The following is a 14,008-nucleotide window of genomic DNA, read 5'->3' as shown; positions in this document are numbered from 1 at the left end:
GACAGCCCCGACAGATTTCGAGCGCGGCAGCGCTCCACCAGATTCCAGGTCTGGGCCCCGGCCTTCGCCGGGGAAAGGCAGGTACGGCCAGAGTCCGGGATCAGATTTCCACCTGGCTGCCCAGCTCGACCACGCGATTGGTCGGCAGGCGAAAGAACTCCATCGCGCTTTCGGCGTTGCGCAGCATCCAGGCGAACAGCTTCTCGCGCCAGATCATCATCCCCGGCCGCGACGAGGGCAACAGGGTCTGGCGGGCGAGGAAGAAGCTGGTCTCCATCATCTTGAACTCGGCGCCGCACGCGTTGACCGACTTGAGCGCCGCCGGCACGTCCGCCTCCTGCATGAAGCCATAGGCCAGGATCATGCGGTGGAAGCCCTTGCCCAGGTCCTCGATCATCATCCGGTTCTCGTCAGGAACATAGGGCACGTCCTTGATCTTCACCGTCAGCAGGATCACCCGCTCGTGCAGCACCTTGTTGTGCTTGAGGTTGTGGAGCAGCGCGTGCGGCACGCCCTCGGGGGTCGAGGTCATGAACACCGCGGTGCCCGGCACCCGCGTGGCGGCGGTGGCGGCGGAGGTGATGAAGATCTTGATCGGCATCGCGCTCTCGCGCAGCCGGTTGATCATCAGCTGCCGGCCCTTCGACCAGGTGGTCAGCAGGGTAAACACCACGAAGCCGACGAACAGCGGGAACCAGCCGCCATCGGGCACCTTGGTCAGGTTCGCGGCGAAATAGGCCAGGTCGACGGTGAAGAACAGCGCGAGCAGCGGGATCGCATAGCGCTTCTTCCACTTCCACAGGCCGAACAGCACCACCGCCAGCAGGCAGTTGTCGATCAGCATCGCGCCGGTCACGGCGATGCCGTACGCAGCGGTGAGATTCGACGAAGTCTGGAAAGTCAGGACGAGCAGGATCACCATGATCATCAGAGCCCAGTTGATCAGCGGGATGTAGATCTGCCCGGCGGTCGAGGCGCTGGTATGCTCGATGCGCAGCCGCGGCACGAAGCCGAGTTGGATCGCCTGCTGGGTGACCGAGAAGGCGCCCGAGATCACTGCCTGCGACGCGATCACCGCGGCCATGGTCGCCAGGATGACGAGCGGGAACTGCAGCACCTCCGGCGCGAGCTCGTAGAACGGGCTGTGCAGCGCCGCAGGGTCGCGCATCAGCAGCGCACCCTGCCCCATGTAGTTGAGGATCAGCGCCGGCAGCACGAACCACAGCCACGAGATGCGGATCGGCTTGCGGCCGAAATGGCCCATGTCGGCATAGAGCGCTTCGGCGCCCGTTACCGCCAGCACCACCGAGCCGAGCGCCAGGAACGCCTTGATCGGGTCCGCCGCGAAGAACATCAGCGCATGGTGCGGCAGCAGCGCGTTGAGGATCGTCGGCGTCTGCACCAGGCTCAGCGTGCCCAGCGTCGCGATCGTCAGGAAGTAGAACAGCATGATCGGGCCGAAAAAGGCGCCGACTCGCGACGTGCCCGTCCGCTGGATCGAGAAGAGCAGCACCAGGATGACCACCGCGATCGGCAGCACCAGCTTGGCAAAGCCCGGCGCCGCGACCGAGAGGCCCTCGACCGCGGACAGCACCGACACCGCCGGGGTGATCATCGAGTCGCCATAGAAGAGCGCGGTGGCGAACACCCCGAGCAGCACAATCCCCTGCGTCCAGCGCTTGGGGTTGCCGCTGCTGCGCGAGATCAGCGCGAGCAGCGCCAGGCTGCCGCCCTCGCCCTTGTTGTCCGCCCGCATGATGATCGTGACGTACTTCAGCGTCACCACCACCATCATCGACCAGAACATCAGGCTGATGACGCCCATGATGTGCATCGTGTCGAGGTCGAGCTTGTGGTGCCCGGCAAAGGTCTCGCGGAAGGCGTAGAGCGGGCTGGTGCCGATATCGCCGAAGACGATGCCGATCGCCCCGATCGCCAGTTTCCACGTCGCGTCATGGCTGTGGCCATGCGCGGCATGCGCGTCGAGCGGAGCCGGAGCCGACTCGTCGGCTCCTTCTTTGGGGATGTTCACGGGCGCGGGTGTCGCGTCGGAAAGGAAACGGACCTGGTCATGCGACCTGCGTTCTCGATCTTCTAATTGCGGGCGCGCCGTTAGCACGCGCAGCAAAGGCAATCAACGAATGTCGTTACGCAGGGCTCGACGCGCAAGGGGTCCGGCTGGTTCCGTTACGAAAATGCCCGGCCGTCATTTCGGCGCAGACGGGGCCCCCGCGACCCGTACCAGCGCCTGGAGATCCTGCCCGCCGGGCAGCTTGCCCGACGCGGAAAGCCGCCCTTCCCGGTCGTTCCAACGCAGCTCGGTGCGGGTCCCCGCCCCTTTGCGATAGGCGTTGGTCACGCCGTCATCGTCGTAGAGGGTGAAGCTGGCGTCCCGTCCCGGATAGACGCGGATCGCCTCAAGCGGCTGGCGCGCCGAGGTGTTGAGTACCTGCGCGCCCAGCGGCACGATCGACCCCGCCCGCACGAACAGCGGAATCCGGTCGATCGGCGCCACGGCGGTCACCCATTGCCCGCCCGCATGCTTCTCCTCGGTCCAGTAATCATACCAGTCGGTCCCGGCAGGCAGGTACACCCGCCGCGACGTCACCCCCTGCTCGGTCACCGGCGCGACCAGGAAGGCGGGCCCGAACATGTACTCATCGCCCAAATTCGCGACATTGGGATCGTCCGGGAAGTCCATGAACAGCCCGCGCATGAACGGTGCGCCGGTCTCGTGCGTCTTGTACCCCAGCGCATAGAGATAGGGGATCAGCGCGTAGCGCAGCCGCAGGAACTTCGCGAGCACCGGCTCGGCCGCCGCGCCATATTCCCAGATCGCGGTGCCCGGCCGCTGGCCATGGATACGCAAGGTCGGGGTGAAGACATTGTAGGCGAACCAGCGCGTGAACAGCTCGGGATAGTCCTTGTAGTCCGCTCCCATCGCCGTGGCGCCCGCCGGATCGAGCAGCACCGGGCGCTCGGCCGGCGGACCGCCCGGCCACTGCCAGCCGCCGGTGTCGCTGCTCCAATAGGCGTGGCCGCTGGCGGTGAAGTTGAGCCCCGCCGGTACCTGCCTGCGCAGCGCCTCCCAGGTGGCCTGCACGTCCGACGACCAGAAGAGCGCGCCCGAATGCTGCGTGCCCAGATAGGCCGCGCGGGCGAGGATCAGGTTGCGGAAATCCGGCCGGTCGCGCGCCGATCCCTCCATCACGCTGGCGGTGTGCACCAGCGGATAGAGGTTGTGATAGCGGTCGCCCGATCCGATCGAATAGAAATTGCCGTCGGGCACCAGGTCGGGCTCGGTCTCGTCGAGCCAGAACCAGTCGAAGCCCTGGCTGGCGATATTGTCGCGAATCTTCTCCCAGAACCACGCCCGCGCCTCGGGATTGGTGCTGTCGAGCAGCGCCCCCGCCCGGTCCGCGCGCACCGGCAGGCCATCCACGACTCCGCCGTCCTTGTCCTTCAGCAACCAGCCCTTGGCGCTCAGCAGGTTGAAATAGCGCGATTCGCGTTCGAAGCGCGGCCACACGCTGATGATGCTGTGCATGCCCTGGTCGTGGAGCTGCTTGTTCATCCCCGCAGGGTCCGGGAAGAAAGTCCGGTCGATGTCGAGCTGCCCCATCCGCGTCCAGTAGAACCAGTCGAGCACCATCACGTCGAGCGGATAGCCGCGGCTGCGATAGCCCTCGGCCACCCCGAGCAGCTCCTTCTGGCTCTCGTAGCGCGCCTTGCTCTGGATCAGCCCGAAGGCCGCCTTGGGCGGCAGCGGCGTGTCGCCGGTCAGCCGGGCATAGCCGGCATAGATCGCGTCGGTGGTCGCCCCGGTGATCACGAAGAAGGAGACCCGCTCGCCCACCTCTGATTGCCAGTGGGTGCTGCCGTGCAGACCGGGAGAGACGATGGTGGCGGACGGGTTGTCCCACACCACCGCATAGCCCTTGTTCGTCATCAGGAACGGAATGCACACCGTCTCGCCCGCCGGCGCGTCGTAATAGTGCCGGCAGTCGATCGTCCGCCCGCGCAGGTCGAGCGCGCCCACGCTCTCCTGGTTCTGCCCGAGCCCGTAATAATGCTCGTCCGTCGGCGCGGCGAAGCTCGCCCCCGCCTTGAACGTCTTCTCGCCGTTCACCGTGTGCGGCGCCAGTTCCCAGCCGTTCATCCGGGTGAGCAGCCGCCCGTCCGCCCCGCGCACCGACAGCGACACCCGGGGCAGCGACGGCACGAAATAGCGCTCCATCTGGCTCGGCGCCTTCGGCCAGGGCTGCGGATCGACGGTGAGCGTCAGCGCCGGCGAGGCGAACACGTCGCCGCTGCCGTCCGCCTTGTGCGTCCAGCCCTTCGCATCGGCCTTGCCCGAAATGCCAGGGCCCGGCGCCGCGCCGCTCAGCGCCCGCTCGAGCGAGATCGTCACCCGCACGATGTTCGGCGCATAGGGCTCGACCGCGACGAAGGCGCCGTTGCGCTCGACCGTGGCCAGCGACTGGGCGCCGGCGGAGAGCGGCGCCAACGCCAGGGCAAGACCACAAACAACCTGGGCAATCCGCATCGTTCGACTCTCCCCTGCCCCTTGCGTTGCGCGAAACTTCCGCCGCCGCAAGCACGGCTAAGGTCGTAGTCCTTCCCCGTCGCCCCGGGCTTGACCCGGGGCCCCGCTTCTTATGTCTTGTCGCCAACGGACCGGCAGAGGAGAGACGCAGTGAAAACCATGGCAAAGACCCTCGCGCTCCTCCTAGCATGCGCGTCCGGCATCGCCTCGGCCCAGACGACCACCGACCCAACCAGCTTCGCCGGCAGCACCGAGGTCCAGGCCCAGACCCGCGCGATGCTCGCCGAGATGAAGCCCGACCAGGGCTTCATGTGGCGACCGCTGGTGCGCGACGGCGAGCGGGTCGCGGCGATCGAGATCTGGAAGAAGCCGGGCCGCCCCGCGGTCCACCCGGCCGAGGCCGAATATGCGATCGTGCTGGAAGGCGCCGGCACCCTGGTCTCGGGCGGCACCCTGGCGGACCCGGCGACCCGCAACCCCGGCCTGGTCGAAGGCAGCCGCATCGAGGGCGGCACCACCCGCACGCTCGGCCCGGGCGACGTCATCCTGGTCCCCGCCGGCGTGCCGCACTGGTTCGGCATCACCGGCGAGCGGCTCGTGCTGCTGGAGATCAAGCTGCCTGGGGCGAAATAGCGAGAGCCAGCCGCGTGTCGTAGCGGGCCTCACCATCTCTCATCCGACATCCGCCGCCGCGAAGCGTGCCCCCGCGTCAACGCGTTCTTCGTCACCTTGCGCCAAACCGCGAATATCCGGCTTCCCGTCCGAAGACATTCGGCGCCTTGATGCGGGTTGCAACGCGCGCCCAGCCTTGCGCAACACAGCGCTTATATCCTGGCTGAAGCGCTGGCGATGTTCACCCCAGGCGCGATCATACATCTCATCGATCATGGCTGCCCTCCGGACTTGAAGCTGGCCTGGAAGAGATGCGGATCTTCGGCTGCCGCGTCCAACAAAGGGATCGACACGCCTTATCAAGAGGCTTTATCAAGCCCTATGCGACGGCTCCCCCCGCTTCCCGCAGTTCGCGCATTTGAAGCGGTCGCGCGCAGGGGCACCTTCACCGCCGCAGCCTCTGAATTGGGGATGACCCAGGCGGCCGTCAGCTATCAGATCAAGATACTCGAGGAGCGGATCGGCGAACCGCTCTTCGTTCGACGGGGAAGACGCGCTGAACTGACTGCCGGAGGTGCCCGCGTCGCGTCACGGTTGGCGACTGCTTTCGACGAGATCGAAATGGCGTTCGATGAGCTTACCGGCGAGAGCGAGACGGTATTGCGCATTGCCACGACGGCGAGTTTCGCGAACAACTGGCTGGCGGGGAACATCGGCGCCTTCCAGGCCGCGCATCCGGATATCGAGATCGAGCTCGAAGTCAGCGGTACGGTGATCGACCTCGCGGAAGCCCGCATCGACGTCGCCATAAGATCCGGCCGCGGCGACTGGCCGGGGCTGAAATCCGAGCATCTGGCGATGGTCGACTTCACCCCGATGTGCAGTCCGGCGCTGCTCGAGGGACGCGATTTGCCGCTGGACGCGGGCAAAGCCCTGGAAATGCGGAGGATCAGCCCGCAGGATCGATGGTGGCCGATATGGTTTCGAGCTGCCGGTGTGGAGATCGGGGACGATCTCGGGCGCGGCGGCATTCGGATGGACTCACAGGCGACCGAGGGGCAGGCAGCGCTCGCAGGGCATGGAATTGCGCTGATGACCCCAATGCTATGGCGTTCGGAACTCGCGAGCGGGCGTCTCGTATGTCCTTTCGCCAACATAGCCGACGAGGGCACTGCCTATTGGTTCGTCTATGCCGAGAACCGCCGGCATACGCGCAAGATCGCCCGGTTCCGCGAGTGGCTCGTTCCGGCGTTTCGCGCGATGGCCGCCGCGCCCGCAACGGACGCGATCGAAGGAGCATGACTCGCTTTCCACTGAACCGCTTCTTCGGGCGTCCGACCGCGCCTACCGCCCCCCGAACAGCGCCTCCGCCTCGCTCCGCGTCGGGATCGCGCGCAGCACGAAGCTCGAATTGATCGTCACCACGCCGGGCAGTCGCCCGAGATGCTCACGGTGCAGCCGCTCATAATCGTCCAGGTCGCGCGCCAGGATCTTGAGCCGATAGTCCTGCCCGCCCGAGACCAGCGCGCATTCCACCACCCCGTCGATTTGCGCCACCGCCGCCTCGAACCGCGCCAGGTCTTCCTCCACCTGCGTGCCCAGCGTGATGTCGACCAGCGCAGTGATCCGATAGCCCAGCCGCCGGTGACCGAGTCGCGCGCCATAGCCGAGCAGATGCCCCGATGCCTCCAGCGCCTGGATCCGCCTCGTGCAGGCCGATTGCGAAAGCCCCACCTCGGCGGCGATCGCACTCACCGGCGCGCGCGCGTCGGCGGCGAGCGATTTGAGGATAGCTGCGTCAATCCTGTCCATCCTGCATGGATAGCCCATTTTCAGGGAAATTACAGCAATTCCATGCGTTCAACTGGGTGCCTTGTCATATCTTTGCAGGGATTCGCGGCCCGCCATGCTATATTCTGCGCGCCAATCGCTTTCAGGAGAGGCTCCCATGCGCATCGGCGTTCCCAAGGAAATCAAGAATCACGAATATCGTGTCGGCCTGACCCCGGCCTCGGTGGCCGAGCTGGTCCATGCCGGCCATGAAGTGCTGGTCGAGACCAAGGCCGGCATGGGCATCGATTTCGACGACGCGGCCTATACCGCCGTCGGCGCGAAGATCGCCCCCGATGCCGCCGCGGTGTTCGCCGGCTCGGACATGATCGTGAAGGTCAAGGAGCCGCAGCCGCAGGAAATCGCGCTGCTCGAGCCGCGCCATGTCCTCTTTACCTATCTCCACCTCGCCGCCGACAAGCCCCAGGCCGAGGGCCTGATGGCATCGGGCGCGACCTGCATTGCCTATGAGACCGTCACCTCGAACTCGGGCGCCCTGCCCCTGCTCAAGCCGATGTCGGAAGTCGCCGGCCGCATGTCGGTCCAGGTCGCTTCGCACTATCTCGAGAAGGAACAGGGCGGCCGCGGCGAGCTGCTCGGCGGCGTGCCGGGCGTGGCGCCGTGCAAGGTCGCGATCCTCGGCGGCGGCGTCTCGGGCATCAACGCCGCGCAGATGGCCACTGGCCAGCGCGCCGACGTCACCATCTACGACATCAACAATGAGCGTCTGGCCGAGCTCGACATGCATTTCGGCAGCCAGATCAAGACCGCCTATGCCAGCAAGGCCGCGATCGCCGAGGCGGTGAAGACCTCGCAGGTCGTGATCGGCGCGGTGCTGGTGCCGGGTGCCGCGGCGCCGAAGCTGGTCACCAAGGAAATGCTCAAGACGATGATGCGCGGCTCGGTGCTGGTCGACATCGCGATCGATCAGGGCGGCTGCTTCGAGACCAGCCATGCGACCACGCATGACAACCCGGTCTACGAAATCGACGGCATCATCCATTATTGCGTCGCCAACATGCCCGGCGCGGTCGCCCGCACCTCGGCCTTCGCGCTCAATAACGCGACGCTGCCGTTCGTGCTCAAGCTCGCCAATCTCGGTGCCGAGGGCGCGATGAAGGCCGACAAGCACCTCGCCAACGGGCTCAACGTCTACAAGGGCAAGATCGCGTTCAAGGCCGTCGCCGACGATCTCGACCTGCCGTACGAGGCTTGGGCGGGCTGATCGTCTCCAGCCTTGTAATGTAGGATTTCATCTGTTTGCGTGGAGCGGTCGGGATCATGTCCCGGCCGCTCTTTGCTTTTGTTGGAAAGATAGGATCAGCCGCGCGACAGCATGTTGCGTATCGCCCGCTTTCGGGCGCCGCAAAGCCCGCCAATGTCGTGACCTTAGTGAACTTCCAGCGGCGACTCGGGGCGCCTCTGTTGGAAAGGCCTTACGGCTTCGGCGTTACCGTCGGGCCGTTCCCCGGAGCCGGCTGCGGCTCTCCCTGCATGCCCTGCTGCCGCGCCTGATCCGCCAGGAACATGTCCAGCACCATCAGCCGCGCCGCCAGCTGGTCGCGGTAGCTCGCCTTTTCCGGGGTCAGCGCCAGCGCCTTCTCCCACCACGGCTTGGCCTCGGCGTAGCGGCCGGCACGAACCAGCGCGAGGCCGTAGAAGAAGCGCGGGCCGGGATGATTGGGGCCGATCGCCAGCGCCTTGTCGAAGGCGAACTGCGCGGCGGGCGAGATCTGGTTGCCGTCATATTCGGCCAGCGCCGCGCCGAACCCGGTCCACAGCGCCACGTCGCCCGGCACCTGCCGCACCGCGCCCTGCCACACCTTGGCCGCCCGCTCGCGGTCGCCCAGGCGGAGCATGCCGTCGGCAAGGTTGCCATAGCTCCAGGCATAGGTGCCGTACTTGCCGAACATCGCGTCGCGCAGGTCGACCATCTCCTGGTTGACCAGGTTCTTCTCCGCCCCGGCCGCCACCGGATGGCCGGGCAGCGCCGGGCTCCCTTGCCAGGCATAGCCCGCCGCGCCGAGCATGATCGCGGTCGCCGGCACGGTCCACAGCTTGCGGGGATAGCGCAGCAGTACGAGCACCAGCGCCGCGATCAGGGCCACCAGCGCGAGCATCAGCCAGCCCATCATGCGCCTCCCTTGCGGAACAGCCGCCGGGCGAGCAGCAGCCCGATGGCGAGCAGCAGCAGCGGCGCGATCCACAAAGGCGCGGTCACCCAGCTGAGCGGCGGGTCATAGGTGACGTAATCGCCATAGCGCTGAACCAGGTAGCTGCGGATCGCCGCCGGCTGCTCGCCCTTGGCGATGCGCTCGCGGACCAGCGCGCGCATGTCGCCGGCCATCTCGGCGTCGCTGTCGGCGATCGACTGGCCCTGGCAGACCAGGCAGCGCAGCGTCTCCATCAGCGCCTTGGCCTGCGCCTCCTGCTTGGCATCAGGCAGCTGGCTATAGGCGAGCGGCGCCGCCGGCCGGTTCGAATCGGCCAGCGCCGGGCTGGCGGCAAGCAGCGCGACCAGGATCGCGAGCCGCCTCACTTCGCCGCCTCCAGCTTTGCGAGGATCGCCGGGATGTCGTCGGCGCGGATGTCGCCGATATGCTGGTCGATGATCCTGCCCTGGTCATCGATCAGGAAGGTCTCCGGCACGCCCGACGAGCCGAGCGCGATCTGGGCCTTGCCGGTCGGGTCGTCCCCGATCCGAGCATAGGGATCGCCGTTGCGCGCCAGGAACGCCTGCACTGCCTCCGGCGTGTCGCGGATCGCGATCGCGTCGATCTCGACGCCGGCCTGCTTGAGCTTGAGCAGCTGCGGCGCCTCGGCGATGCACGGGATGCACCAGCTGGCGAAGACGTTGAGCAGCCGCGGCTTGCCCTTCAGCGCGGCGCTGTCGATCCCCGGCTTGGTCGCCAGCAGCGGCTTCATCGCCAGCGCCGGCACCGGCTTGCCGACCATCGCCGAGTGGATCTTCCGGTCGGCCGGCTTGATCAGCCCGCCCGCGACCAGCGCGAAGACCAGGGCGAACAGCGCCAGCGGCGCCCAGATCAGCAGCCGCTTCATGCGTCACTCTCCGCATCGCGCCGTTCGCGCCGCACCCGCCCGACCAGCGAGAGCAGCCCGCCCAGCGCGATCAGGAAGCCGCCGGCCCAGATCAGCGTGACGAAGGGCTTCCACCACGCCCGGATCTGCCAGCGCCCCGCCCCGTCGCCCTGGCCGATCACCGTGTAGAGCTGGCCGTCGAGCAGGGTCGCGATCGCCGCCTCGTTGGTGTTGGTCGGCGGATTGGCGAAGAAGCGCTGCTGCGGGAACAGGTCGATCGGCGCGTCGTCGCCCCGCGTCGCCTTCAGATGCGCCTCGAGCGCCGACCAGTTGGGGCCGACCGCCGGCCGCACCTCGAGCAACTCGACCCGGTACGGCCCGACGGTGACGCTCTGCTCGACCGAGATCGCCGCCAGCCGCTCGACCTTGAACGCGCCGTCCGCGGCCATGCCGGCGATGCTCACCGCGATGCCCAGATGGGCGACGACCATGCCGTAGATGTGCAGCGGCGTGCGGCGCAGGTTGCGGCGGAACAGCGGGATGACGCTGGCGACGGCGAGCATGGCCGCGAGCCCAAGCGCCAGCGACGGCATCCAGTGCGCCCCGCCCAAGGCGAAGACCAGGACGAAGGCGATGACGCCCACCCCGACCGGCACCAGCAGCTTGCCGAACAGCGTCTTCCACTGGTCGCGCCGCCATTTGAGCAGCGGCCCGGCCGCAGTGGCTGCGACGAGCGCGAGGCCGACGGGCACCGCCGCCTTCTCGAAGAAGGGCGCGCCGATCGACAGCTGCACGCCCGCCGCCTGGGCGACGAGCGGATAGAGCGTGCCGATGAAGACCACGCCGAGGATGACCGAGAGCAGCAGGTTGTTGAGCACCAGCGCGCCCTCGCGGCTGACCAGCTCGAAGGTCGCGCCTTGCTTCACCGTCCCGATCCGCGCGCCGAACAGCGCCAGCGCCCCGCCGATATAGAGGCCGAGCAGCGCGAGGATGAACCCGCCGCGGGTCGGGTCGACGGCAAAGGCATGGACGCTGACCAGGATGCCGGAGCGAACCAGGAAGGTGCCGATCATCGACATCGAGAAGGCCACGACCGCCAGCATTACCGTCCAGGCGCGCAGCCCGTCGCGGGTGGCGAGCACGGTCACCGAATGGAGCAGGGCGGTCGCCGCCAGCCAGGGCATCAGCGAGGCATTCTCGACCGGGTCCCAGAACCACCAGCCGCCCCAGCCGAGCTCGTAATAGGCCCAGTAGCTGCCAGCGGTGATGCCGATGGTCAGGAATATCCAGGCCGCCAGCACCCAGGGCCGCATCGCCCGGGCAAAGGCAGGGCCGACGTCACGCATCAGCAGCGCGCCCACCGCGAAGCTGAACGCGACCGAGAGCCCGACATAGCCGAGATAGAGCGTCGGCGGATGGAAGGCGAGGCCGGGGTCCTGCAGCAGCGGGTTCATCCCCCGCCCGTCCAGCGGGGCGGGGCTCACCCGCACGAACGGGTTGGAGGCGAAAGCCAGAAAAGCGTAGAAACCGATCGCAATCGCCGCCTGCGCGCCCAATGTCGCGGCGAGCGTGGCGGTGGCGAGGCGCTTCTCGAACAGCGCCACGCCTGCCCCGGCGGTCGCCAGCACGGTGACCCAGAGCAGCATCGAGCCCTCATGGTTCCCCCAGGCGCCGGCGATCTTGTAGATCAGCGGCTTCATCGAATGGCTGTTCTCGACGACCAGCTCCACCGACATGTCCGACAGCACGAACAGCGCGATCAGCAGCCCGAACGCGGCGAGCGCCAGCATGCCCTGGACGACGGCGACCCGGCGCAGCGCGGTCATCACCGCCGCCCCGGTGCCCTGCAGGGCGCCCTTCGCCGCGCCCCAGGCGAGCATCACCTGGACGAGCGCGAAGCCCGTCGCGAGCCACAGGGCGGCGAGACCGGCTTCGGCGATCACTGTTCCAGCGTCTTCGTCTCGTGCATGTTGCCGGCGGCCTGGGGCGGCATGTAGCGCTCGTCATGCTTGGCGAGGATATTGTCGGCGACGAAGCTGCCGTCCGGCTGGAACTTGCCCTCGGCGACCACGCCCGATCCTTCCTTGAACAGGTCCGGCGTCACGCCCTTGAACGCGACCGGCACCGTCGCCTGCCCGTCGGTCACCACGAAGCGGATCGAGACGCCGTCGGCAGCCCGCCGGATCGAGCCCTTCTCGACCATCCCGCCCAGCCGGACATGCCGGTCGAGCGGCAGCGGCTTCCCCTTCACATCGGCAGGCGCATAGAAGAACGCCGCCTGGTCCTTGAGCGCTGACATCGCCAGCGCCGAGGCGCCGAGGATCGCGCCCAAGGCGAGCAGCGCGAGAACGAGCCGCTGGTGCTTCGCCTTCATTCGCGGCCACTCCGCAGCGCTTCGGCCGCAGCCTCGGCCCGGCGCATCGCGGCATAGCTGAGCGCGGCGAGCCCGGCGGTGCCGAGCAGCACGACCAGATAGGCAGCAGTGATGAACGGCCAGTGGTTCATGCCGCCGCCATCCGCCGCAGCCGGGCCTCGACCTTCTGGCTCGCCAGGATCGCGCGCATCCGCATCAGCACCACGCCAGCGAAGAACAGGGTGAAGCCGCCCAGCGTGAAGAACAAAGGCCAGAGCAGCGAGATATGGATCTTGCCCGTCACCACGCTCTCGCCCTGGTGCAGCGTGTTCCACCAGATCACCGAATAATGGACGATCGGCAGCAGCGCGCTGCCCGCCACGCCGAACAGCGCCGGCACCCGCCCGTCGCCCGAACGCTCGGCATCGGCGCGGTCGAGCGCGATCCAGGCGATGTAAACGAAGAACAGCAGCAGCATCGAGGTCAGCCGCCCGTCCCATTCCCACCAGGTGCCCCAGGTCGGGCGCCCCCAGATCGAGCCGGTGAGCAGACAGAGCGCCGCGAAGGTCGCCCCCGCCGGCGCGATCGCCCGGGCGGCGACGCTGGCCAGCGGATGACGCCAGATCAGATAGCTCAGGCAGGCGATGGCGAGGCCGCTCCACCCGCCCATGCCCAGCCAGGCACTAGGGACATGGATGTAGAGGATTCGCGCGCTCTCCTTCTGCACCGCGTCGGGCGGGGTGAGCGTCAGCCCGGCCCAGCAGCCGAACAGCACCAGCGCCACCCCGACCCAGAACAGGATCGGCGTCAGCGGCCGCGCAATCCTGAGGAAGCGCGCGGGGTTGGCAAGGGCATGCAAGGCAGGCACGCGCGATGACTAGCGGGGTTCGGATGCGGAATCCATGCTGAGAATTGACAGGTTCCGTGCGTTGCCGCGAGCCGCTCAGCCGGGACAGCGCCGCAGGGTCATCGCCGGGAAGCCGCCCTCTCCCACCGACACCGGCAGCAGCCGGTCCGGCGCGCCCTGGCCGACGAGGCGGAGGCTGTCGCCCTCGATCCGGAACGCCATCGCCACGTCGGCGGCGTCCTTGCGCGACTCCGGCCGGACGGCGAGCGCGCTGTCGACCTCGATCACGAACATCACCGTATTGGGGTCCGAAGCGTCGGTGACGACGCGTCGCACCGGCAGCGAGTTCATCGCCCGCCCCTTGCGTACGAAATCGATCACGTCCGGCGAGAAGGTGAAATAGGTATCGTCGCATTCGGCCGCGGCACGCGCCCAGCGATGGCCGGTGATCTCGTCCGCGGCCTTGCCATTGGTCTGGTTGCAGGCGGCGAGCGCCAGGGGGACTAGAAACAGGAGTGCGGCGCGCATGTCCCCCGCCTGACCCATCCGGCGTTTCCAGCGGCATAACGGCGAGGGTTAATGTTTGGAGACATGTCACCACAGCACCTCGCGGAAGCCCCCTGGATAAATGGTCGCGATCTCCACAAATACTTCGTCACCCCGGCCTTGTGCCGGGGTCCACCGTGCCGCACCGACTGGACTGGAGTTCTGAGCCCTGCCCTCGCCTCTTGGTAGACCCCGGCACAAGGCCGGGGTGACGGTGAAGATCCGGGCGACGCCA

General features: G+C 67.6%; 15 protein-coding genes. 3 read left to right on the top strand and 12 right to left on the bottom strand.

Annotated elements, in window-relative coordinates:
- Positions 1-100: 100 nt before the first annotated feature.
- Positions 101-2,032: a potassium transporter Kup gene (locus tag J2W22_RS12700; protein ID WP_373422972.1), complete on the bottom strand. Its 1,932-nt coding sequence runs from the start codon at positions 2,030-2,032 to the stop codon at positions 101-103.
- 174 nt (positions 2,033-2,206) lie between these two features.
- Positions 2,207-4,546 carry a glycoside hydrolase family 31 protein gene (locus tag J2W22_RS12695; RefSeq protein ID WP_307118612.1) on the bottom strand — a complete coding sequence of 780 codons (2,340 nt, stop codon included), beginning with the start codon at positions 4,544-4,546 and terminating at the stop codon, positions 2,207-2,209.
- Between the two features lie 159 nt (positions 4,547-4,705).
- On the opposite strand from J2W22_RS12695, the gene J2W22_RS12690 reads away from it, so the two are divergent.
- The gene (locus J2W22_RS12690; RefSeq protein ID WP_307119577.1) at positions 4,706-5,179 is read left to right on the top strand and encodes a cupin domain-containing protein; all 474 of its coding nucleotides are present in this window, start codon (positions 4,706-4,708) and stop codon (positions 5,177-5,179) included.
- A gap of 39 nt (positions 5,180-5,218) precedes the next feature.
- Here J2W22_RS12690 and J2W22_RS12685 read toward each other — a convergent pair whose 3' ends face one another.
- On the bottom strand, positions 5,219-5,434 hold the full coding sequence (locus J2W22_RS12685; RefSeq protein ID WP_307118611.1) for a hypothetical protein: 216 nt from the start codon (positions 5,432-5,434) through the stop codon (positions 5,219-5,221).
- Positions 5,435-5,539: 105 nt separating this feature from the next.
- Here J2W22_RS12685 and J2W22_RS12680 point away from each other — a divergent pair, with 105 nt between their 5' ends.
- Positions 5,540-6,460, top strand: a complete 921-nt coding sequence (locus J2W22_RS12680) for a LysR substrate-binding domain-containing protein (protein WP_307119576.1) — start codon at positions 5,540-5,542, stop codon at positions 6,458-6,460.
- 42 nt (positions 6,461-6,502) lie between these two features.
- Here the strand turns inward: J2W22_RS12680 and J2W22_RS12675 are convergent, their stop codons facing one another.
- On the bottom strand, positions 6,503-6,970 hold the full coding sequence (locus J2W22_RS12675) for an Lrp/AsnC family transcriptional regulator (RefSeq protein ID WP_307118610.1): 468 nt from the start codon (positions 6,968-6,970) through the stop codon (positions 6,503-6,505).
- Between the two features lie 136 nt (positions 6,971-7,106).
- Between J2W22_RS12675 and ald the strand changes: the two genes are divergently transcribed.
- Complete coding sequence (gene ald, locus J2W22_RS12670) at positions 7,107-8,213, top strand: alanine dehydrogenase (protein ID WP_307118609.1); 1,107 nt, start codon at positions 7,107-7,109, stop codon at positions 8,211-8,213.
- 211 nt (positions 8,214-8,424) lie between these two features.
- Here ald and J2W22_RS12665 read toward each other — a convergent pair whose 3' ends face one another.
- The 8 genes from J2W22_RS12665 to J2W22_RS12630 form a co-directional block, all read right to left on the bottom strand.
- Positions 8,425-9,123 (bottom strand): tetratricopeptide repeat protein, encoded by a 699-nt coding sequence (locus J2W22_RS12665; RefSeq protein WP_307118608.1) that lies wholly within the window; start codon positions 9,121-9,123, stop codon positions 8,425-8,427.
- Positions 9,120-9,527: a cytochrome c-type biogenesis protein gene (locus tag J2W22_RS12660; protein WP_307118607.1), complete on the bottom strand. Its 408-nt coding sequence runs from the start codon at positions 9,525-9,527 to the stop codon at positions 9,120-9,122. The genes J2W22_RS12665 and J2W22_RS12660 overlap by 4 nt, the downstream gene beginning before the upstream one ends.
- Positions 9,524-10,048 (bottom strand): DsbE family thiol:disulfide interchange protein, encoded by a 525-nt coding sequence (locus J2W22_RS12655; protein WP_307118606.1) that lies wholly within the window; start codon positions 10,046-10,048, stop codon positions 9,524-9,526. Before J2W22_RS12655 ends, J2W22_RS12660 begins: the two co-directional genes overlap by 4 nt.
- A complete protein-coding gene (locus tag J2W22_RS12650; RefSeq protein WP_307118605.1) occupies positions 10,045-11,970 on the bottom strand; it encodes a heme lyase CcmF/NrfE family subunit in 1,926 nt (641 codons plus the stop codon). The genes J2W22_RS12655 and J2W22_RS12650 overlap by 4 nt, the downstream gene beginning before the upstream one ends.
- The gene (gene ccmE / locus J2W22_RS12645; RefSeq protein ID WP_307118604.1) at positions 11,967-12,401 is read right to left on the bottom strand and encodes a cytochrome c maturation protein CcmE; all 435 of its coding nucleotides are present in this window, start codon (positions 12,399-12,401) and stop codon (positions 11,967-11,969) included. The genes J2W22_RS12650 and ccmE overlap by 4 nt, the downstream gene beginning before the upstream one ends.
- A complete protein-coding gene (locus J2W22_RS12640) occupies positions 12,398-12,532 on the bottom strand; it encodes a hypothetical protein (protein ID WP_307118603.1) in 135 nt (44 codons plus the stop codon). The genes ccmE and J2W22_RS12640 overlap by 4 nt, the downstream gene beginning before the upstream one ends.
- Positions 12,529-13,248, bottom strand: coding sequence for a heme ABC transporter permease CcmC (gene ccmC / locus J2W22_RS12635; protein ID WP_307118602.1), 720 nt, complete (start codon positions 13,246-13,248; stop codon positions 12,529-12,531). Before ccmC ends, J2W22_RS12640 begins: the two co-directional genes overlap by 4 nt.
- A 75-nt stretch (positions 13,249-13,323) precedes the next feature.
- Positions 13,324-13,755, bottom strand: coding sequence for a hypothetical protein (locus tag J2W22_RS12630; protein ID WP_307118601.1), 432 nt, complete (start codon positions 13,753-13,755; stop codon positions 13,324-13,326).
- Between the last annotated feature and the right edge of the window lie 253 nt (positions 13,756-14,008).

It is taken from the genome of Sphingomonas kyeonggiensis (assembly GCF_030812785.1).
In the GTDB taxonomy this organism is placed as follows: domain Bacteria; phylum Pseudomonadota; class Alphaproteobacteria; order Sphingomonadales; family Sphingomonadaceae; genus Sphingomonas; species Sphingomonas kyeonggiensis_B.
This window is presented reverse-complemented; position numbering and strand designations above follow the sequence as displayed.